19 protein-coding genes are annotated in these 21,192 nt (G+C 51.9%); 6 read left to right on the top strand and 13 right to left on the bottom strand.

All coding sequences use genetic code 11. The annotated features are described in order from the left end of the window. Window positions 1-71: 71 nt before the first annotated feature. The 5 genes from J3P35_RS20845 to dxs form a co-directional block, all read right to left on the bottom strand. Window positions 72-3,005, bottom strand: a complete 2,934-nt coding sequence (locus J3P35_RS20845; RefSeq protein WP_210466647.1) for a VPS10 domain-containing protein — start codon at window positions 3,003-3,005, stop codon at window positions 72-74. A 207-nt stretch (window positions 3,006-3,212) separates the two neighbouring features. After that, window positions 3,213-4,028, bottom strand: coding sequence for an alpha/beta fold hydrolase (locus tag J3P35_RS20850; protein ID WP_210466648.1), 816 nt, complete (start codon window positions 4,026-4,028; stop codon window positions 3,213-3,215). 57 nt (window positions 4,029-4,085) lie between these two features. Then, entirely contained in the window at window positions 4,086-4,694 is a 609-nt protein-coding gene (locus tag J3P35_RS20855) for a hypothetical protein (protein ID WP_210466649.1), read from the bottom strand. 132 nt (window positions 4,695-4,826) lie between these two features. Beyond that, entirely contained in the window at window positions 4,827-5,081 is a 255-nt protein-coding gene (locus J3P35_RS20860; RefSeq protein WP_210466650.1) for a hypothetical protein, read from the bottom strand. Window positions 5,082-5,451: 370 nt separating this feature from the next. Beyond that, window positions 5,452-7,368: a 1-deoxy-D-xylulose-5-phosphate synthase gene (gene dxs / locus J3P35_RS20865; RefSeq protein WP_210466651.1), complete on the bottom strand. Its 1,917-nt coding sequence runs from the start codon at window positions 7,366-7,368 to the stop codon at window positions 5,452-5,454. A 395-nt stretch (window positions 7,369-7,763) separates the two neighbouring features. On the opposite strand from dxs, the gene J3P35_RS20870 reads away from it, so the two are divergent. Together J3P35_RS20870 and J3P35_RS20875 are read left to right on the top strand one after the other, a co-directional pair. Further along, window positions 7,764-8,540, top strand: coding sequence for a segregation and condensation protein A (locus J3P35_RS20870; RefSeq protein ID WP_210466652.1), 777 nt, complete (start codon window positions 7,764-7,766; stop codon window positions 8,538-8,540). Continuing rightward, entirely contained in the window at window positions 8,524-9,642 is a 1,119-nt protein-coding gene (locus J3P35_RS20875; protein WP_210466653.1) for a lysylphosphatidylglycerol synthase transmembrane domain-containing protein, read from the top strand. The genes J3P35_RS20870 and J3P35_RS20875 overlap by 17 nt, the downstream gene beginning before the upstream one ends. 86 nt (window positions 9,643-9,728) lie before the next feature. Here the strand turns inward: J3P35_RS20875 and J3P35_RS20880 are convergent, their stop codons facing one another. Continuing rightward, window positions 9,729-10,688: a DUF1684 domain-containing protein gene (locus J3P35_RS20880; RefSeq protein WP_210466654.1), complete on the bottom strand. Its 960-nt coding sequence runs from the start codon at window positions 10,686-10,688 to the stop codon at window positions 9,729-9,731. A 33-nt stretch (window positions 10,689-10,721) separates the two neighbouring features. Further along, the gene (locus tag J3P35_RS20885; RefSeq protein WP_210466655.1) at window positions 10,722-11,849 is read right to left on the bottom strand and encodes an energy transducer TonB; all 1,128 of its coding nucleotides are present in this window, start codon (window positions 11,847-11,849) and stop codon (window positions 10,722-10,724) included. Window positions 11,850-12,294: 445 nt separating this feature from the next. Between J3P35_RS20885 and J3P35_RS20890 the strand changes: the two genes are divergently transcribed. Further along, window positions 12,295-12,771 (top strand): cell division FtsX domain-containing protein, encoded by a 477-nt coding sequence (locus J3P35_RS20890; protein ID WP_210466656.1) that lies wholly within the window; start codon window positions 12,295-12,297, stop codon window positions 12,769-12,771. 140 nt (window positions 12,772-12,911) lie between these two features. Here the strand turns inward: J3P35_RS20890 and J3P35_RS20895 are convergent, their stop codons facing one another. Beyond that, entirely contained in the window at window positions 12,912-13,331 is a 420-nt protein-coding gene (locus tag J3P35_RS20895; RefSeq protein ID WP_210466657.1) for a nucleoside-diphosphate kinase, read from the bottom strand. A gap of 193 nt (window positions 13,332-13,524) precedes the next feature. Here J3P35_RS20895 and J3P35_RS20900 point away from each other — a divergent pair, with 193 nt between their 5' ends. Genes J3P35_RS20900 through J3P35_RS20910 form a run of 3 tightly spaced genes read left to right on the top strand, consistent with a single transcriptional unit; the run spans window position 13,525 to window position 16,106 of the window. After that, window positions 13,525-14,535 (top strand): DHH family phosphoesterase, encoded by a 1,011-nt coding sequence (locus tag J3P35_RS20900; RefSeq protein ID WP_210466658.1) that lies wholly within the window; start codon window positions 13,525-13,527, stop codon window positions 14,533-14,535. Window positions 14,536-14,568: 33 nt separating this feature from the next. After that, window positions 14,569-15,576, top strand: coding sequence for an FKBP-type peptidyl-prolyl cis-trans isomerase (locus J3P35_RS20905; RefSeq protein ID WP_210466659.1), 1,008 nt, complete (start codon window positions 14,569-14,571; stop codon window positions 15,574-15,576). Between the two features lie 11 nt (window positions 15,577-15,587). Further along, a complete protein-coding gene (locus tag J3P35_RS20910) occupies window positions 15,588-16,106 on the top strand; it encodes an FKBP-type peptidyl-prolyl cis-trans isomerase (RefSeq protein ID WP_210466660.1) in 519 nt (172 codons plus the stop codon). Between the two features lie 96 nt (window positions 16,107-16,202). On the opposite strand, the gene recO is transcribed toward J3P35_RS20910, so the two are convergent. The 5 genes from recO to J3P35_RS20935 all read right to left on the bottom strand — a co-directional run bounded on the left by recO (window position 16,203) and on the right by J3P35_RS20935 (window position 21,177). Beyond that, window positions 16,203-16,910: a DNA repair protein RecO gene (gene recO / locus J3P35_RS20915; RefSeq protein WP_210466661.1), complete on the bottom strand. Its 708-nt coding sequence runs from the start codon at window positions 16,908-16,910 to the stop codon at window positions 16,203-16,205. A 93-nt stretch (window positions 16,911-17,003) separates the two neighbouring features. After that, a complete protein-coding gene (gene porZ, locus J3P35_RS20920; RefSeq protein WP_210466662.1) occupies window positions 17,004-19,319 on the bottom strand; it encodes a type IX secretion system anionic LPS delivery protein PorZ in 2,316 nt (771 codons plus the stop codon). Window positions 19,320-19,419: 100 nt separating this feature from the next. Next, window positions 19,420-20,265: a geranylgeranylglycerol-phosphate geranylgeranyltransferase gene (locus tag J3P35_RS20925; protein ID WP_210466663.1), complete on the bottom strand. Its 846-nt coding sequence runs from the start codon at window positions 20,263-20,265 to the stop codon at window positions 19,420-19,422. A gap of 112 nt (window positions 20,266-20,377) precedes the next feature. Beyond that, on the bottom strand, window positions 20,378-20,572 hold the full coding sequence (locus J3P35_RS20930; protein WP_062543874.1) for a cold-shock protein: 195 nt from the start codon (window positions 20,570-20,572) through the stop codon (window positions 20,378-20,380). A gap of 110 nt (window positions 20,573-20,682) precedes the next feature. Next, window positions 20,683-21,177 (bottom strand): KdsC family phosphatase, encoded by a 495-nt coding sequence (locus J3P35_RS20935; RefSeq protein ID WP_210466664.1) that lies wholly within the window; start codon window positions 21,175-21,177, stop codon window positions 20,683-20,685. Window positions 21,178-21,192: the final 15 nt, after the last annotated feature.

The following is a 21,192-nucleotide window of genomic DNA, read 5'->3' on the forward strand; positions in this document are numbered from 1 at the left end:
ACTTCCGTTTCTGCCCTGCTTTCTATAAAACAGGCCAAGAACGGAAGTTCTTTTTTAAGACAGGTCCGGACTTATTCTCTTCCCCGGCGCTCAGGCGCTTTCAAAGTAAATTCCTGTGAGGTCTTGTTTCCATTGGCTTCAATCTCCACCACGTACTTACCCGGGCGCAGGTACAGCTGCTCATTGGCAGACTTGGTCACTTTCACCGGATCACCGCCTTTGCGGCCCTCGTTCAAAGCCTGCTCGTACGCCCCGGTGTTCAAGGGATCAAGGGTCAAGTCATAAGCCACGTAGTTCAGGCCGCGTTCGCTCTGGTCTTTCAGTTCCTTCAGCACCTGTCCTTTGTCAGTCTTCACGCGCACGGTAGTTGTACCAGCGACATTCACGAAGTAAGGGATGGTTAATGATGGGGTCATAGGCTGGTCCCAGGCCCCGAACTTCTGTCCCCAACGCTCTGAGTACTGCGGTGCAACAATCTGGAACGCATGCACGCCTTTCTGCTGCACGGCCGGCGTGAGTTGCTGCAGATGCCACACGTTACCGATGTAGATAGAGCGGCCATGCGTGCCCACCACCAGGTCATTCTCCCGCGGGTGGATAGCTAAGTCATGCACCGCCACCGCCGGCAGCACATCGCCGCCCATCGCCTGGAAGGTCTGGCCTTTGTCCAGAGACACGTACAAGCCGTTGTCTGAGCCCACGTACAACAGATTTGGATTGCGCGGGTCTTCCTTCACCACGTTTAGCGGCTCTTTTGGCAAATCCTTGCCAATTTGCTTCCAGGTCTTTCCGTAATCATTGGACACAAACAAATAAGGATTGAAGTCATCCCAACGATATCCGTTCAAAGTAGCATAAACAGTTCCCTCGTTTTCCGCCGAGGCCGCCAGTCCGCTGATCCACATGTCCTGCGGAAGTTTATCAGATATTTTAGTCCAGGTGTAGCCCCCGTCGCGGCTCACGTGGATGAGGCCATCGTCTGAGCCCGTGTACAGCAAACCAAAGCGCTTAGGCGATTCCTCAATGGTCGTCAAGGTGCCGTAGCCCACATCACCTTTTCGGCCGCCTTTGGTCAAATCACCAGAGAGGGCTTCCATGTTCTCGCCTTTGTTCAGAGAGCGGTGGAATTTATTGGACCCAAAGTACAGCACATCCTGGTTGTGGCGTGACAGCAGAATGGGGCTTTCCCAGTTAAAGCGCAGCGGACGCTCTCCTAATTGATGCTTGGGTTGAATGGACAAACGCTGGCCAGTGGCTTTGTTCAGGCGGTAATAAGCGCCGTACTGCGAGCCGGTGTACACGGTGTTGTTGTCGCGGTAATCTACCTGCACCATCATGCCGTCGCCGCCGCCTAAGCGCTGGTACGGGTAGCGGCCGTTGTCGGTCCAGGCAGCGCTGGCCTGGTAAGTGCTGGGACCGCCCCACACGCCATTGTCCTGCAAGCCGCCGTACACGTTGTAAGGCTGCGCCATGTCAACAGTCACGGAGTAGAACTGCCCAACGGCCGGTGAGTTCGCTTTGAACCAGGTTTTACCATCGTCATAGGTAATGTTGATGCCGCCGTCATTGCCGTTCACCAGGTGACCGGGACGCGTTGGGCTCACCCACAAATCCTGGTGGTCTGAGTGCACGTTGTCGCCGCCGATCTCTTTCCAAGTTTTACCCGCATCCTCAGATTTGAGCAACGGCACGCCCAGAATGTACACGTGGTTCGCGTTCAACGGCGACACCCGAATTACCCCGAAATAGTAGCCGTAAGTGTAGTACAGGTCATCGATGTAGCCTTCGTGGGTTTTCTTCCAGGTCTTACCGGCATCGTCTGAGCGGTAGACCTGCGCACCCGTCACAGGCGTTTCAATCATCATGGAGTTAGCATCTACCAGGAAATCTGACAGCGCCACTGGTCTGATTTTATCCGAACTCACCATCTCCTTCACGGTTTTGGCCGTGTACTGACGCGGGAAGTTGTTTTCCTCCAAAAACGTGTTGATAGCCGCATCGTCCATCTTCAGGAAATCCTCCTTGGTAAAATCCTTGAATTGTTCTTTGCGCAGCTTGTTGCCCGTGGCCACTGCGGGCTTCACGTCTTTGCGCAGGTCCTGGTTGTCTACGCTGGCGTAAATGATGTTTGGGTTCTGCGGGAAAATGCTCAGGCCAATCCGCCCGATACCTTCCGTAGCCGGGAAGCCGCTGTTGCCGCCTGTGACCCGCTGCCAGGTATTACCACCATCGGTGCTTTTGAACACGCCCGAGGTGCTGCCGCTTTCCACAAAGTTCCAGGCGCGGCGCTCACGGTGCCACATGCTGGTGTACAATACATTGGGATTAGACGGGTCAATAACTAAATCCACGGCTCCGGTGTTGTCATCGCCTCCTTTCAAGACGTGCTTCCAGGTGTTACCGCCATCGGTGGTTTTGTAGACGCCGCGCTCGGGGTTAGGAGAGTACAGGTGACCCAATGCCGCTACCCAGGCCGTGTTGGGGTCTGTAGGGTGCTGAATGATACGCCCAATGTGGTGCGACTCGGGCAAGCCTTTGTACTGCCAGGTTTTACCGCCATCGGTGCTTTTGTAGATACCCACACCCGAGTAAGAAGAGCGGCTGGAGTTAGCCTCACCGGTACCCAGGTAAATGGTGTTGGTTTTCCAGTCAACGCTGATGTCCCCGATGGTGATGACAGTCTCATTGCTGAAGAGCGGCTCAAACGAGATGCCGTTGTTGGTGGTGTGCCACAATCCGCCGGAGGCGTAGGCCACGTAAAAGTTGGTAGGGTCTGCCGGATTCACGTCTACGTCTACCACGCGCCCACTCATCACAGTTGGACCTACGTTGCGGAACGGCAGGTTACTTATCAGGGAGTTCTTCTGCAACTGGAGCCGTTGATTGTAGCCTTCCATCCGGGATTTGGCCGAAGTGGCGGCGGGTTGCTTTTCTTTCTTCTGGGCCATCGCCGGAAGGCTCAGAAGCCCCATCAGCAGAAGTGGGTAAATGGGTTTGCGTAGCATAAAGGGCAAAAAAGTAGATTTGTTCGCGTTAGGTGTAGTTTTAAAATCTGAAAATAGAGGAAAAACTGCAGTTAACGAAACCGCCGCCGGTATTTGTCTCTCCCCTGCCCTGATTTCTCCTGGCCTCAAAAAAGAAACGCCGTTTAGCAGCTGTTTTTCAGAAAACAGCCCCTAAACGGCGCCCAGGGAAGCACTTTGATTAAGGTCTTAGAACGAATTGGCCGCCCGGTATTTCTGGGCATCGGCGGGGTACAGGGTCTCGGCAAACTTAAGCAGGGCTTGGCGCGTGAGGGCGGTATTCTCAAACATGCCCATATGGCCCACATGCCCAAGAAAGTAGGTCATGCTGTTCTCAGGCAGGTGGCATTGCTGCAGAGTGGCTTCCAGCGGAACCGCCGGGTCTTCCTTGCCCGCCATGAAAAACACGGGCGCGGCGGTGGTCTTCAGGACCTCAGTTCTATCGGGGCGGTCGCGCATGGCTTGCAGGCAGCCCAGCACCGTTTCCAGCGGCGTGGCTTTCCCGATGGCCTGCATCTTCTCAATGGAAGGTTGGCAGGAAACCCGATTGCTCTCCGCAAACAGTGGGGCCACAAAAGAATCCATGAACTTGTCAAGGCCGTGTTTCTGCACGAAATCGGCGGTTTTGTTCCGGTTCTCTTTTTTCTCCTCAGAATCTGGCAAGGCGCTGGAATGGAACAGACATAATCCGTAGAGCAACTCAGGAAATAACTCCGCGATGGCCAGGCTTACGTAACCGCCCATGGAGTGCCCGATTAAGAGACATTTCTCTACCTGCAGTGCCTGCAAGGTTTCCTGCACCTGCCGGGCCTGGTTCTCCATGGAGAAATCCTGTGTGCCCGGGCTTTCGCCGTGGCCGGGCAAATCCAGGGCAATCACTCGGAACTGGTGCACGAGCGGTTTGGTGAAATCGGTCCAAACGTCTTTGCTTTCGCAGAAGCCGTGCAGGAAAACAAGGGCGGGGCCGGTGCCGGCCTCAGTATAGGTAAGTGGGGTATTGGTCATGGTGCAAGCGTGATTTTGGCCTGTTTTACGGAAAGGAGAGCAAAAGAAGCATCCTTATTAATGAATACAACCCATATACATCTCTGTTTTTACCACGAAGGCTCCACCCGCAGCGCTTTTCATTACCCGCAGGGCAGAATCTGCACTGGTTTTCTTCTCATAGATTCCGGAAACCAAAGCAATGGTTTTCTTTCCAGCCTTCTTCTGGTACAAATCCAGGTACTCCAGGCTTAGGTGTACGTCCGGACCTCGTCTTGGAAAGTAATCCCCGGCAAACACCTCATCTTCGTCATCCTCGGGCAGAACAATCATCTTTTTCTTGGCGTCATAATACCGACCCATAGTGTCAATAGCTAGTGGCAAGGCTTGGGACAGGGCCATCATCTTCTCTCGCAAGGGGTAATAAGACTTTCCGGTATCTGCAATGGTGACGTAGTAAATGGCATACTCTTCATAGTCACCGTTATCTCCTTCTATAAATTTACTTTCCGGCTCCGGTAAGCTATTATTGTCTCCAACAGCAGAAGTAGTTACCACCGGTGCACTTCCCTCAGAAACCGAGGCTTCTGCGGTGTTCTCTTGAACCGCAACTGGGGCGTCTTGCACTGCTTTAGACCCGCAAGAAAACAAGCAAAAACAAAGAGAGTAGATGATCAGCTTTTTCATAGACAGGCAGTTCTGCAGGGAAGATAGCAAATGTATAGAAATAAAAAGCCCACTTTGGTTTTCTCCAAAGGGGCGTATCAGTTGAAGGGGCATTCAATGAAATGAATTTACTTCAGTGCTTTGCAAGAACTTTCAATGTGCAGCCAGGGCCTTGGTCTTTTTCTTAATGTTGTTCATCGACATAAGCACCGTAATGGCCACAATGAAAGGCGCTTTCTTGTAAAACTGGAAGTGGGCCACCAACTCAGAAAAGCCCATTTCTTCTCCGGCCAGCAGCTTTTTAGCAGGCACGTACAGGTCAATGACCAGGTAAATAGCCAAAGTCAACAAAAAGGACAACAGGCAGATTTTAAGTTTCTCCTTTAAAGGCAAGGTAAGTTCAGACATAGAAGACAGGTTCTTTGGCTTAAAGGTAAGGATTTGCTTCTTAGTGGTTTTGGCTCATTGGCTGCACCCCAAGATTCATTGTTACTTTATCGTTCCCCTTTGAAGGCCCGGGATGACAAGGCGTTTGGAGAACCGCCCAACTTCTGCTAAGCGCAAGGGCAACCACAAGGGATTGCCCCTACCAAATTGGGAATGGGTGAGATTAACACGAGAAATCATCCCCCTACCCCCTTCAAAGGGGGACGGTATGCGTGCTTAAATCTGTAATCAATTCTCAATTTGAGGCTGTTTTCCATGAAATAGCCCCAAAACAAAAAGACCTCACAGGTTTTGAAAACCTGTGAGGTCTGGTCTTATTATTTGGAGGTTTTTACACCCGTACGGTCACGTCCATCAGTTCGCGCACAGTACGCTCTATTCCGTCTAGGTCGAAGCCGCAGAGGCGGTGCAGTTCCATTTGGGAGCCGTGCTCCACGATCATGTCCGGGATGCCGAGGCGTTTCACTTGGGCATTATAACCGTGGTCGGCCATGAACTCCAGCACGGCGCTTCCGAAACCGCCTTGCAGGCAGCCGTCTTCTACGGTCAATACTTTGTCGTATTTCTGGAAGATGTGGTGCAGCATTTTCTCGTCCAGCGGTTTGGCGAAACGCATGTCATAGTGGCCTGGGCGCAGACCATCCATTCTCAGGTTCTTGCAGACATCCACGGCATAGTTACCAATGTGCCCGATAGTCAAAATTGCCACTTCCTCGCCTTCCTGGATCACGCGGCCTTTGCCTACCTCAATCAGTTCCAGCGGGGTGCGCCACTCAGGCATCACACCTTCGCCGCGCGGGTAGCGGATGGTGAAGGGTCCCATACCGTCTTGACTGGCGGTGTACATGAGGTTACGCAGTTCCTGCTCGTTCATAGGCGATGACACCACCATGTTGGGAATACACCGCATGTAGGCAATGTCATAGGAACCATGGTGGGTCTGACCATCGGCCCCGGCGAAACCGGCGCGGTCCAGGCAGAACACCACATGCAGGTTCTGCAGACAGACATCGTGAACCACCTGGTCATAACCGCGCTGCATGAAGCTGGAGTAGATATTGCAGAACGGCACCAGGCCTTGGGTAGCCAAACCGGCGGAGAACGTCACAGCATGCTGCTCTGCGATTCCCACGTCCAGGGCGCGGTCTGGCATGGCCGCCATCATGATGTTCATGGAAGAACCGCTCGGCATAGCCGGGGTCACCCCCATGATCTTCTCGTTCTTCTCTGCCATCTCCAGCAGCGTGTGCCCGAAGACATCCTGGTACTTGGGTGGCTGCGGCGTAGTATGGTGCACCTTGTAGATCTCGCCGGTGACTTTGTCAAACAGACCGGGTGCGTGCCACTTGGTTTGTTCTTTCTCGGCTAAGGCAAAGCCCTTTCCTTTCACCGTCACGCAGTGCAGGATTTTAGGGCCCGGTATTTTCTTGAGGTCTTTCAACACCAGGGCCAGATGGTTTACATCATGGCCATCAATTGGGCCGAAATAACGGAAGTTCAGGCTCTCAAACAGGTTACTCTGCTTCAGGAGCGTGGCTTTGATACCGCTTTCCACCTTGGCCAGAATCTGCTGGGCGTTGGGCCCAAACTTGCTGATCTTGCCCAGGATGTTCCATATCTCGTCGCGCACTTTGTTGTAGGTGCGGGAGGTGGTAATATCGGTGAGGTATTCTTTGAGCGCGCCCACGTTGGGGTCAATGCTCATGCAGTTATCGTTAAGCACCACCAGCAGATCGGCGTCTGAGGCGCCGCCGTGGTTCAGGGCCTCAAAGGCCATACCCGCGGTCATAGATCCGTCGCCTATTACGGCGATGTGGTGCCGATCATACTCTTTCTTGTACTGCGAGGCCACGGCCATGCCCAGCGCCGCCGAGATGGACGTGCTGGAATGCCCAACCCCGAAGGCATCATACTCGCTCTCTTTTCTCTTGGGGAAACCCGAGATGCCGTTGAGTTTGCGGTTGGTGTGGAAGTTGTCGCGGCGGCCGGTAAGGATTTTGTGCCCGTAAGCCTGGTGCCCCACGTCCCAGACCAACTGGTCATAAGGTGTGTTGAACACGTAATGCAGGGCTACCGTCATCTCCACCACGCCCAGACTAGCCCCAAAATGCCCTCCGTAAATAGACACGTTGTCAATGATGAATTGCCTTAATTCCTGGCAGACCTGTTGCAGTTGGTCTTCAGAAAGTTGGCGCAAATCTGCGGGCGAGTTTATCTTGGCCAGCAGTTCTCCGGGTTCAATTATCATAGGGGTGCACTTGGGTGGATATTGATGCAACAGCGTAAGGCTCTGAAAGTTTTCACATATACGTAGCCGCACCCAGTAAAAGGCAAAATTAAGAATTTTTTCTCAGAGGTCCTTTCCTGCGCAGAACAAGGCAAGCGCATTTTTGGCCTTATTCCTGAAAAATAGCCTAAAAACAGCGTATCTCCAATTCCTTGCTCGATACTTCCTGTTTAGGGCTTACGCCCGAAGAAACAGTCTGTTAAACGCTGTTTAGGTCCGCAAATTACCTGCCAAAGCTTTGTTTAGGGCTTTATTTTCAGAAAACGTCTCAAAAACAGGTTCTTCTGGCTTAAACGTTGGCACATGGCAATACTTATACGTAATTTTGCAAGTACACCATTTCTGTACCGCCACACGTGAGTTTCGAAATAAAGCTGTCGCTCTTTGAGGGTCCGTTTGACCTGTTGCTCTTCTTCATTGAGCGCGATGAGTTGGACATCCATGATATTCCCATCTTCAAGATCACCAATGATTTTGTGGGCTACATCCGGCAGCTGGAAACCATGAACATGGAGGTGGCCAGCGAGTTTATTCTCACGGCCGCCACGCTCATGCGCATAAAGGCCAAGATGCTGCTGCCCCGCTTTGAGAAAGACGAGCAGGGCAACGAGATTGACCCGCGCCAGGAACTGGTGCAGCACCTGCTGGAGTACAAACGGTTTAAAGAGGTACTGGGCGACCTGAGCCTTCTGGAAGACGTGCGCCTGCAGCAGGAGGAACGCGGCAACACCGATGAGGAACTGAGCAAGATAGCGGCCAAGCACCAACTGGAGTACGAGCTCAAGGACCTGAACCTGTACAGCCTCATGCATGCGTTCCACAAAGCCATGCAGCGCTACGAAGACGAGCAGAACCGTCCCAAGCACACGGTGGTCACTTACCCCTACACCATTGAACAGCAGCGCAATTACATCAAGCACCGGGTAAACGCCCAGGGTGTGGTGCAGTTTGCCGACCTGGTAGAGGCTTTCCCCGACAAGATTGGGTTGATTTTCAACTTCCTGGCCATCCTTGATTTGCTCCAGCTAAACGAAATTGGCTTGGAGATTGCGGAAGGGTTCAATAATTTCCGTATAGTGCCTTATTCTGAACACCAGCACCTGACCCTCACTGACCATGGATCTGAATCGTAAGAAACTGCTCTCGTACTTCACGCCGCAACGCATTCTCATTCCAGTGGTGATTGGGTTGGGCGTGATAGGATACATGTTCTACCGGGACAGTGCCCAGATGGACTTCTCGCCGCTCTACAACGCCAAGCCGTTCTGGATCTTCATGACCTTTGCGGTGCTGGTGGTGCGTGACTTCGGGTACATTTACCGCATCAGGTACGTGACGGAGAAATTCCTGAGCTGGCGCAAAAGCGTGGACGTGATCATGCTCTGGGAGTTCGCGTCTTGCGTGATGCCCTCGGTGGTGGGCGGGTCTACGGTAGCGGCCTTTATGCTGAACAAAGAAGGCCTGAGTTTGGGCAAGTCCCTGGCGTACGTGATGGTGACCGCCATGATGGACAACCTGTACTTCATCATCGCCGTGCCCCTCGTTTTCCTGATTACCGCCGGCAATATCTTCCCCGAGGTCTCGGCGATGGAGTTCTCGGTGACACAGAGCCTGGAGATCGCTTTTGCGGTCAGTTACATCCTCATTGCTTTCTACGCCTTTCTGATGGCGTACGGCCTCCTTATTAACCCCACGGCCGTGAAACGCCTCTTCCTGCGGGCTACTTCTTTCAAGCTGACGCGCCGCTGGAGACCTGCCGCCTATAAGAACGGAAACGAACTGGTGTGGGCTTCGCAGCAACTCAAAGGCAGTACCTTCGGGTACTGGGCCAACGCCGCCCTGAGCACCGCCTTTGTCTGGACCGCCCGCTATTTTGTGATCAACTGCCTTATTGCCGCCTTCACCGATATCAGTTTCCATGACCACGTGCTCATTTTCTCGCGCAACATGGTTTACAAGATTGTGCTGCTGGTGGCCGTGACGCCGGGCGGGGCCGGTATTGCCGAGGTGGCTTTCCCCACGTTCTTCGGGCAGTTCCTGGGCCGCTTCACTACGGTGATCATTTTGCTGTATCGCGTAGTGACCTATTACCTGTACCTGATCCTGGGCTCTTTCTTCCTGCCCCGCTGGGTTCTCCGTGTTTTCGGTGAACATCCTGAGGACGAAGAAGAAAACGAACTGCGTTTAAGGCCTGTTTCTGAGGAACCAGACGTAAAACGAAAATATAGAGGTTAGACCTCGGATTAAACAAAATAGAAAAGCCCCGGATCATTGATAATCCGGGGCTTTTCAGTTAAAAGGACTTTATATTCTGCCTTTTCTTACCTCTGGGTAATACGAAAAGGTATTGTGTATTTGACCGTCACAGCTTCGTCATTATGCCTGCCTGGCTTCCATTTTGGCATCTTACTCACAACCCGTGACGCTTCTGCGAAAAGATCAGGGTGAAGGGATTTCACACTTTCTATGTTTCCAATGGAACCATCTTCATTTATAATCACCGCAATAACTTCTGTTCCCGTTAACCCCGCTCTTCGAACAGAATTGGGAACCCTGAACTCCTGCGATATAAAAGCAAACATGGCTTTGTCCCCTCCCGGGAACTCCGGTATTACTTCCACAGGAACTTCATTCACTCCTTTTTCCTTGTTTCTCTCTTTCTCATAGTTCTTCACCCCCGCCTCAATCCTTACCGGCAGCTTATTCTCCTTAGGTGGAATGGGACAGGAGTAGCCATCGCCGTAGGCGCAGTACGGGTTATAGGCTTTGTTGAAGTCCAGCCAGACGCTATCTGCGCCCATGGGAATGGTGAAGTCAAGGTAGCGGCCGGTGGCATAGGTCTCCTGGCCGGTGGTGGCATCGGTGAAGGGGATGAACAGGTAGGCCATGTACTTGGGCTGCTTCTTGAGCTCTTGGTTCTGGTACACGCTCAGTTTGAGAGGCTGGCCCTGTAGTTTGAAATGCAACTCGCCGTACTTCATGTATTCCGGGGTGCGGGTGCCGGTGGTGGGCATGATGAAGACTGTTTCCTGCGTGTTTCTGACAAACTTCGCCTTAACGCGGTAGACCTCGTTCACCGGGAAGTACTCCAAGCCTTTGAAAATGGTCTTTGCCTCGGCTTTCAGGGGAGAGTGCTCATCAAACTTGAACACGCTGTCTTCATGAGCGCGGTGCCGGGCTATTTCTGCTCTGTAATCGGTGACCGGGACTTGTTGTGCTATGCTAAGCAGGGGAAGTAAGAGAAAAGCCAGCAAAGAGGTGGCAAATATTTTTGGCAACATATAAAACACTTTCTTATTGATAGGCCAATCGGCTTACCCGTTTCCGAACATAATTTTGTAAGGAACGGTCATAGTATAAGGCACTGGTTTTCCGTTACTAATGGCAGGTTTCCACCTGGGCATCAATTTAAGGACCCTTAGCGCTTCTGCATCAAGCCCCTTAGACAGTGATTTCACCACTTTGAAATCAGACAGGGTTCCATCCACACCCACCACAAATGAAACCAGCACGGTCCCAGATACTCTGCTTCTTGCATCAACAGGGGATATTCTAAAGTTATTACCCAAAAACCGCATAAAAGCCTCCTGGCCGCCCGGAAACTCGGGCTCCTTTTCAACCTTCGCGTTTGCCGCCAGGTTGAGGGAATCTAAGGGTAACAGATGCTCTTTCCTTAAGATGTACTGCAGGGCCCGTTCTTTACTCCCGAATACCGCCGGATCAAAACGCAACTGCTCCATATCGTCCAGGGATATCAGGAAAGGCCAGAGTTCGTCTTCCTGATGCAGTTTGGTTTCCACCGCTCTCCCGCTTTGCAGGTCATACAACTTCCTTTTCTTAACGATGCCGTTTTCATACTCTTTCACCAGTACTTTCTTCCCGTCGGGCTTCAGGAACTGCCACTGACCGGTTTTTACCCCGTCCTTCCACTGCCCTTCCAACAGCAAGTCATAGAAGGTTAATCCCACCCTGATTCTGCTGGTGGTTTCCCAGGTACCCGTACCGTCTTTGACCATTTGCTGCCCCAGGAAGTTGTAGGACTCCAGAACCTTGTAGTCCTGGTTTGGCAGAAACTCCACGGTCTGCATCGGCTTGCCGTCTGGGTAATAGAACCGCCATTGCCCCACAGGCTGGTTCTCTTTGAAAAAGCCTTCCCGGTCTAACTTCTTGTTTGGGTGCAGAAGCTGGAATATCCCTTCTTTCCCGGCCTCACCGTAGGTAAACTGCTGAAATGCCTGCCCGTTGGCAAAATAGTCAGTGACTTTCCCTTTGAACTTGAAGGAGACAGTGTCTAAAGACGCTACCCGTATGAAAGCGGACTTCTGCTTGGTAGTGACAATTTTGTTAAGGTCATAGTAGATGGTCACCGGTACCACCTGCGCACCGGCATGCTGGAGCAGGAAAACCAACAGACACAAAGAAAGGAGAATACGAAATCGCATGGCGGTGAAGCAGGATAGTTAACGGATAAATGATTTGATCTGATTTTTGATATACTTTTTGTAAAAGAGGCTTTAAACTACTGCCTAAAATAAAGCAAATCTCTTGCACCGTGTTCAAGCGGAGAAATGAAACGCAGTAAATCCATTTTAAGGCCGATTTTATGAAAGTAGGCTGAAAACGGAATTGTTCTTTTTTTTGGAAAAGATAAGGCTGTTCCTTCAGAAAAGAGGAGGTGTTACGGAGAATTTTTTTTCACCTAAACATTTCAGAAAAGTGGTGGTTACAAGAATAGATTTCCGAGGAAGTCTCCTGTTTTATCAAGTGTAATTGACGAAATACAGATTTTTACGTATCAATTACTGCCCATCGTACTTTTTCGCCTCTCAGAAAAAGCGCCCGTTCAGCTCCTTTGGTATTTGCAAACTCCAACATAAGAATGGAACAATGGCAACAAATTCAGCCCAACGCATAGGCTTTTATTATGGCACCATGTCCGCCGTTGCGATGATCGTCTATTACTTGTTTATTAACTTCGTTGGCTTACAAAACAGCGAAATCATTCGTTTTGCCAGCAATATCTTCATCCTGATAGCCGTCATCATGGCTATTAACACCTTCAGGAGAAACTATGACGCCCTGCACAGACATCCGCCTTACCTCTCTGGGTTGTCCATTGGGTTTCTGGTAGGCCTGGTAGGCGCCGCGCTCTACGCAGCCTTTATTCTTTTCCATGCGATCTTCCTCAATCCTGGGTATGCCGGCGTACTCCATAACCAGGACTATTTTGGCTTCCGGTTGCCGCTGTTGATGGTGCTGGGCTCCGTGGTGATTCTAGGTACTGCCGTGGGTGCCATGACAAGCTACATCCTTATGATGGCTTTTGACCATTCCGGCGGCCAACCTGAAAAAGCAGAATACTAGTTCTTGGGGTATAAGGTAAGCGCTAAGAGTACAACTGGGGATTACAGCTTGTTTTCACCAAAACGGGGCAAAAACAGAAGCCCACAAAAAAACGCCTGGCTTGCGGCCAGGCGTTTTCATTATCTTTTCTCTAAAAGAGCTTAGAAACGCTCGTCAGCTGTGAAGAAGAAATCGCCTTCAATCTGGGCGTTCTCGTCAGAGTCAGAACCGTGCACGGCGTTGGCTTCTACAGACTTGGCGTAGATCTTCCGGATGGTTCCTTCCTCAGCCTGGGCTGGGTTGGTGGCGCCAATAAGGGTACGGAAATCAAGCACGGCGTTGTCTTTCTCCAGAATCATGGCCACGATTGGTCCAGAGCTCATGTATTTCACCAGGTCGCCGTAGAAAGGACGCTCCTTGTGCACCTCGTAGAACTGACCGGCACGCTCCTCGGTAAGACGGGTCTTTTTCAGGGCCACTACTCTAAAGCCAGCCTCTTCCATCATTTTGGTGATACCGCCAATGTGGTTATCCTTCACGGCATCTGGTTTAATCATGGTGAACGTTACGTTTCCAGCCATTTTTCTTCTTTCGTTATCGGTTTAAATAGAATTTGCCCGGCAAAATTAATACTCTTTGGGCCAAAACCCATTCTGTACGGCAAAAATACTGGGGCGTTGGCCAGTTGATTGATTTTATTTGGTTTGTACTTTAATTCTTTAGAATTTTGCAGCTTGTATCCGCTATTTTTTCACAGCGGACTGTGAGTATACAATGCAGCAAATCAACGCGCTAAAGGAGCTTTTAGAGTCTCCTAAGAAGATCATGATCACCACGCACCATAAACCGGATGCGGATGCTTTGGGGTCTTCACTAGGATTGGCCGGCTACCTTAAGAAAAAAGGGCACCAGGTACAGGTGATCACCCCGTCTGACTACCCCTCTTTCCTTAACTGGATGAGCGGCAACGAAGACGTTTTGGTGTACAGCCCTAAAACCGATGCCCAGGCCCAGGCCATCATCAAAGACGCTGAAGCCATCTTCTGTCTGGATTTCAGTGCCCTCAGCCGCATCAACGAGCTGGGCGCCTACATTCAGCAGGCCACGGGCACCAAGGTGCTCATTGACCACCACCTCCAGCCCGAAGACTTCGCTGACATCATGTTCTCTGACACCAACGCCGCCGCCACCGCGGAGATCGTGTACGAGGTGATCAGGGAAATGGGCGATGAGTCGCTCGTGGATGTAGCCATTGGCGAATGCCTCTACGCCGGTATCATGACCGATACGGGCTCTTTCCGGCACTCCAGCACCACCCGCAACGTGCACATGATCATTGCAGACCTGCTCCACAACGGCATTGACATCTGCAAGGTGCACCGCAACATCTATGACAGCTACTCAGAGACCCGGCTGCGGTTCCTGGGCTATGTGCTCAAAGACAAGCTCACGGTGGTACGGGAATTCAACACCGCCTTTATTGCGGTGACTGCTGAGGAACTGAAGGCCTATAACTCCCAGACCGGCGACACCGAAGGACTGGTGAATTTTGCCCTCTCTATTGAAGGCGTACGCTTTGCCGCCCTGTTCATTGAACGCCAGGAGGCCGTGAAAATCTCCTTCCGCTCTGTGGGAGACATCTCGGTGAATGAGTTTGCGCGGGCGCACTTCAACGGCGGCGGGCACAAGAACGCCGCAGGCGGGATCTCCCCTCTCCCCCTGAACGAAACCGTAGAGAAATTTGTGAGTCTATTACCGCAGTACGCGGAACAACTGGTAAACTAAACCCTTAAAAGACGCTTAATTAAACTAAAACCAATGTTCAAAAAATCAATTTACCTGCTGCCTGCTCTGGCGGCGGCCTTGTTTACTTCTTCTTGCAAGAACCTGGGCGAGGATAAGTTTATGAAAACCCCTTCTGGTCTAGAGTACAAACTGTACACCCAGAAAGACGGAAAATATGAGGTAAAAGAAGCGAAAGTTGATTCCGCCGCCTACAAAGCCAAACTTGACAAAGTAATGAGCTTTGAGATGGAGTACCGCAACGCCAAAGACTCTTTGCTGTTCAGCACCAAAGACAACGCAATGCCTATCCAGATCAAAATGGTGGCGTCTCCAAACAAAGGCAGCATTGAAGAAGCGTTCCTGATGTTAGACAAAGGCGATAGCGCCGTGTTCAGAATCAACGCAGATACTCTATTCGCCAAAACTTTCAGAAGCCCGCTTCCTCCCTTCATTGAGAAAGGCAGTTTCCTTACTTTCTTCGTGAAAGCCATCAACCTGCAGACTGAGCAGGAGGCCATGGCCGACTATCCTAAGATGATGGAGCGTCAGCAGAAAGAGATGGAAGCCCGCGCCGCCAAACAAGCTCCAATTGATGACAAACTCATCCAGGAGTACGTGAAGAAAAACAACCTACAAGTGCAGAAAACCGCTTCCGGCGTGTACTACGTGATCACCCAGCCAGGCAGCGGTCCTAACGCCACAGACGGCAAAGTAGTGAGCGTGAAATACAAAGGCACCCTGTTGAACGGCAAAGAGTTTGACTCTTCTGACAAATCAAACGGCGGTAACCCAATTGAATTCCCGCTGGGTCAGAACCAGGTGATCAAAGGCTGGGAAGAAGGCATCAAGCAATTCAACAAAGGCAGCAAAGGCACCTTGTTGATTCCTTCTCCTCAGGGATACGGCTCTATGGCACGCGGTGCCGAGTTACCAGCTAACTCTATCCTGCGTTTTGATGTGGAACTGGTAGACATTAAAGATGCTCCGGCAGCCCCTGCTGGTCCAGCTGGCGGTCCTGCCGGCCCAGGCGCAGGTTTATAATCTAACGTTATATGCAACAATTAATAAGAAGAAAAGCCTGGCAGTGGCTACTGGCGATTGGGGTACTTTTCGTCTTTAACGCCTGCAATGACAAGGATCCTTATGATCCGTATGCAAACTTTGACCATGCGGCCCAGGCGGCATTGGAAGATGCGTTGATTCAGAAATACCTCACGGATAACAACATCACCGATTTCACCAAGACAGCCTCAGGGCTTTATTACGTGAAAAAGGATGCGGGTACCGGAGATAAACCAACTGCCGGAGCCACAGTAGAAGTGAACTACATAGGCCGTTTCTTACAGAACGGTCAGAAGTTTGACTCCTCCTATGACCGGGCGCAGACCTTCAAGTTTGTTTTGGGTCAGAAGAAAGTGATTGCGGGCTGGGATGAAGGCGTGGCCATGATGCAAAAAGGCGAGAAAGCCTTATTGCTGATTCCGTCCCGCCTGGCTTACGGTCTCTACGGGTCAGGCAGCATTCCGCCTAACACCCCGCTTATGTTTGAGATTCACCTCATCAACTTCTAATTGTTGTAAGCATTAAAAAAGAAGGGCCTCCTGCACAGGAGGCCCTTCTTTTTTGCCTTGTTTTATGAAAATAGCCGCTAAACCCGGCTAAGCTATTTACTCACTCAGCACCTCAGACAGTACCGGCAGTGACTTGATCTCGCCCAACTGATCTACGTGCAGCTGGAAGTAGCGCACCAACAGTTGCAGCAGTTCACGCCGGACTTTCCCATTGGGGAGCTTGGCATTCTCCGCATCTTTGATCACCTCGGCCAGGTAAGGCTCCAGTTGCTGCAGCTGCATGAGGCTGTTGCCCAGCGCCGAGGCACCACCCATCTCAAAGGCCACCTGCGTGATCACCTCATCAGCGGAGGGCACCCCGAAACCCAGGTAATTAGCCAACTGGATGAGGAAAGCCAAGTGGAAATTCTCGAAGCCGGTCTCCATCTGGTCAAAAAGCAGGATGGCATTGTGCAGGAACGAGAAAAGTTGCCGGTTCTCCTCCTCTTCCCGCACCGTTCTGGATACCATCTCAGACAGAAACAGCAGGATGCTGCTCTTCCGGATGTCATAAGGCACGGTCATGAACGGATGGCTGCATTTGTACTCAGAGATGCGCGTCAAACCGCCTTTGCCCGGGTACACCACCATGTCCAGCAGCGTAAAAGGTTGAAACAAGGCAATGCGTGAGGCACTCCCCTTCTTCCGGACACTGTTCACAATGTAGCTCTGCAGGCCCAGTTCCTCGGTGTAGATGCGCACAATAATGGAAGACTCTTTGAACTTGATGTAGTTCAGGACAATGCCCCGGGTTTTTACCAGCATAAAAGGATTCTGATTTCTGATTACCCATACGTAGGCGCGTGGGTCATGGTACTACAAGGGCGCAGCTCCGGGAGAATATGGCAGGGCTTGCCCCTATTGAATGGCGATTTTGGTGTTACACGTCTGCGAGCCATCCTGCGAAGAGGCCAGGACCACGTATACCCCAGGCTTGGCTTTGCGGCCGTTGTAGTCACGCCCGTGCCAGGCAAATGTGCCACCAGCCGCCTTGCCCTCAAACACCAGAAAACCGGCAACATCCGTGATCTTCACCCACCCGTTCTCCGGCACTCCGGAGATCCCGATGTTACCCGTGAAACCTGTTCTCACCGGGTTAGGGAAAACCTGCAGACAGTTCTTGTTCACAGTCTCATTGCGGGTGGCACTACCCCTGAAAACCGCAATGCCGCCCTCGGTACCAATAAGCACCTCGCCAGTAGATGGGTCCACGGAGATATCCCGTATCTTATCTGAGGGCAAAGGACTGTTCCTGGTGGTGAAGTTATGGATCATCTGCTCGCCGGTTTCATTGAAGAGCCAAAGCCCGGTATCCGTCCCGATCCATTTGCGGTTGCCGCCGTCCACGGCAATGCTCCTGATCACCTGCCCCTGCAACAGTGGACGGCGCTCATAAATTGGTAAATAAGCCCCGCTGTAAGCCGAAGTGAAAATATCCGGCGTACTGGAAAATACGGCTATCCCGTTGTTCGTGCCGGCCCAGACTTCACCCTGCTGGTCTACCGCCAGCGCAAAGACCTGCTTGCCCGGCAAACCGCCCTGCCCGGCACCGCCGATGTACGCGTACTGCCCGGTGAGGTCATCGTAAACTATAATGCCGGCATCGGTACCGTTGGTGCTGATGGTGACCCACTTGTAGCCGCTTTCATCCACCACCACCTTATCAAGACCACTGCCTAAGCCATAGCCGTTAAAAGGGTGCGATTTCCAGGTGCCGTCCAGCTTCAGCTCATACAAACCAGGTGAGTTGGCGAACTGGTTTCGGTTGGTGACCCACACGCTTCCGGCCGCATCAATGGCAATACCAGGCACCCTGATGTAGTTGCGGTCATTGGCATCTATGGCGCTGAGCAGTGGGCTGTTGGTATTGTTGTACAGTTTCACGTTGTCAAGGCCGTCCCATTCCAGCAAACCGGCGCCGTAGCTGGCAATGTACAGTTTGCCATTCACCGGGTTGCGGCGCGCCATGACCAGGTCGCGGGCATTGGTAGGAAACTGGCCCCCGCTGGCGAAATTGTAGCTCGTCCACTGGCCGTTCTGGTACTGGTAAAACCCGGCCCCGGAGGAGCGTTGCAGGTATCCCTGGCTGTAGCCACCGCCCAGCACCGTGAATAACCCGGGTTCGGCGTATACACCAAACACATCCACATAAGCGGGCCCGTTGGGCACCAGCGCGATGGCTCCGGCAGACGTCACCTGCACCAATCCTTTCTCATAACTCGCGGCCCAAATGCCACCCTCTCTGGCGGGAATGGCCATGCGCAAATCCTGAAACAAAGGATCAACGAAGCGGGAGGCCTGCCCTGAGGCAAGAACTTGCAGCACTTCCTGCGTGCCCGTTACCAGAAGCCTTCTGCCGTTGGTTTCTATGGACCTGTATTGATTGTCTGCCGTGGAGAAAGCTGCTTTACTCCAGGAACTTCCGTTGAACCGGAAAAGGCCAACACCGTTAATGCCGGCGTAAACCCCACCCTCAAAAGCCGAAATGGTCCGGAAAGCATCGGAGGCAATCCCGAAGGGAATTCCCTCGGCGGAGCCGAAGCGGCGCCAGCTCCGAAAATCAAGCAGGTTGGCGTTGTTGAGGCTGGCAGCCATCAGCCCGCCCGAGGAAGCGATATAGAGACTGTCTTTCCAAACCGCCGAGGAATAGACCTGCACGGCCTCGCCCTGCGCGCCCAGGTTACTGTAGGTGTCTTTGATTTCCAGCTTCACCAGGTCCACCACCACCAGCCCGAAGGAAGTGGAAACGTAAGCCTTTTTGTTGTGAGTAGCCAGATGGTGGATGATCTTGGCGCCCGTCATGGACTTGCGCAGCAGCTCAGTTAGGTTCTGCACCTTGCCGTCTTTCAACAAATCCAGGTTGGTGTTTTCATAGGCCACTACCAGCGTAGCCGAGGCCGAATCATAGCTAACGGCGCTTAGGTTCACGTCACTGAAGCCATCGGTGCGGGAGAGTTTCTGGAGGGTGTGCTCTTCTTTGATGTACCGGAAGAAGCCATCCTCGGTGGCGCAGTAGACCGAAGAAGGAGTCTCGGCGATGGATTTGGCGCGGTGGTTAGGCACGTGCACCTGCCATCCGCCCAGCGGCAACTGGCTTGTTTGGGCACTGGAAGCCAGGCTCCAGACCAGAGCAATCAGAAACGTTACCCACCTAAATAAACCTGAAGGCGTCATATCCAAAGTTACACAGAATCAAGGTTGTTTTGGGCCTTATTTACCTAAAACAGAGTTAAAACGCATCGCACCGGTTTTCATTTTAGTCAGTACCCGGGCTTTAACGCAGCACCATCATGGAACAGATGCCGGCTACCATGATCATTTTACAAAGCCAGCTCAGCCGGGCATATTCCTTTTTTCGGTCGGCGTGGAAGATCTGCCGCAACAGCAGAAAAGTGGGCACCACCACCCCCAGGAAAAGATAGGCCACAAACAAAGGTTCGTGCCACCGGTGCGCCATGATAAATCCCGTATACAGCAGGAAAAAGCCCACCAGCAGGTACAAAACCCATTTGGTTTGCGGCAGCCCCAGTACAATGGGCAAAGTACGGCACCGGAAAGAGGCATCGCCCTGCACGTCTTCCATGTCTTTGATGATTTCCCGCACGAGAGAAATCATAAAGGCGAACACGCCATAGGCCCAGGCTGCCAAGGAGGGCTGTCCGGCCTGCAGCGGCACCACCAGCACCATCACCGCCGACAGCAGGGCAATAGTGAAGTTCCCCACAAAGGGCCGTTTCTTGAACTGCGCCGAGTAGCCCCACAGCAGAAAAGCCACGCCCAGCAAAACCCCGCCTATGCGCCAGCCCAACAAAAGCCCCAGCAAAACCCCAGCCGCCGACAAATACAGGTGAATCATCATGGCTTTGCGCCGGGTAAGGAACTTACCCACCACCACCCGGTCTGGCTTATTGATACGGTCTATCTTAATGTCATAGTAATCATTGATGATGTAGCCCGCGGCCGCAATGCAGATGGTGGCCACCATGAGAATGGCGAAAGGCCAGGAAAGCGCCTCCTGGAAAGAGCGCTCCGGGAAAACCAGGAACTTCCGCACCATGAGCTGTGCCAACAGCATGATGAGGAGGTTGGGAAACCGAACAAGGGCCAGAAATTGCTTCACAGGTGCTGGAAAGGAAAACGTAAGTTACGGTATAAAATCCACCTATGAAAAAAGCCCCTGGGACCAGGGGCTTTTTGTTGAGAATGCAAAATGAGTATGAATCGTAGAAGTGTTAGATTTTCTTCACGTTAACCGCGTTGATGCCTTTTTTACCTTCTTTGGTGTCGAACTCTACTTTGTCGTGCTGTTGGATTTGGATACCGTTGAGGCCTGTAATGTGAACAAAGAAATCCTCGTTAGTGGCTTCCTCTGTAATGAAACCGTAGCCTTTGGACTCGTTGAAAAATTTAACAGTTCCTGTTTTCATAAAAATTTAAAAATTGAAATAATGAATGATTCTGTAAATATATGATTATTATACAAAAAGCAAACTTTATTTATAAAAATTTGAAAACCAAGGAAAACGGTTAACGTAGGCTACCATTTCTTCTGCAGCTTCATGACCATTTCAATGAGTTCGCGCACCGCGCCTTTGCCACCCTCGGCGGTAGCCACGTACTGCGAGATGTCACAGATGTCAATGGCCGCATCGGCGGGGCAGGCCGAGATGCCGCAGTGCTGCATCACTTCCAGATCAGGCATGTCATCACCCATAAACACCACGGTCTCTGGGTCAATGCCATAGTAATATACGTAATTCTGGAAGGTATCCAGCTTATTCTCTGAGCCCAGGTAAATATCCTTCACATCCAGTGACTCCAGCCGCTTGCGCACCCCAGGCTCATTGCGCCCTGAGATGATGGCCACGCGGTAGCCTTTCCGGAGGGCATGCCTGATGGCGTAGCCGTCTTTGATGTTGAACGCCCGCGCCTGCTCTCCGGTAGAGAAACACAACAGGTTGCCGTCTGTCAAAACGCCATCCACGTCAAAAATGAAGGTGGTGATATTCTTGAAATCAGGAAGTGCTTGCATGGTTAGGACATCAGG

The sequence above is a fragment of the Rufibacter roseolus genome, assembly GCF_017916365.1.
Taxonomy (GTDB): domain Bacteria; phylum Bacteroidota; class Bacteroidia; order Cytophagales; family Hymenobacteraceae; genus Nibribacter; species Nibribacter roseolus.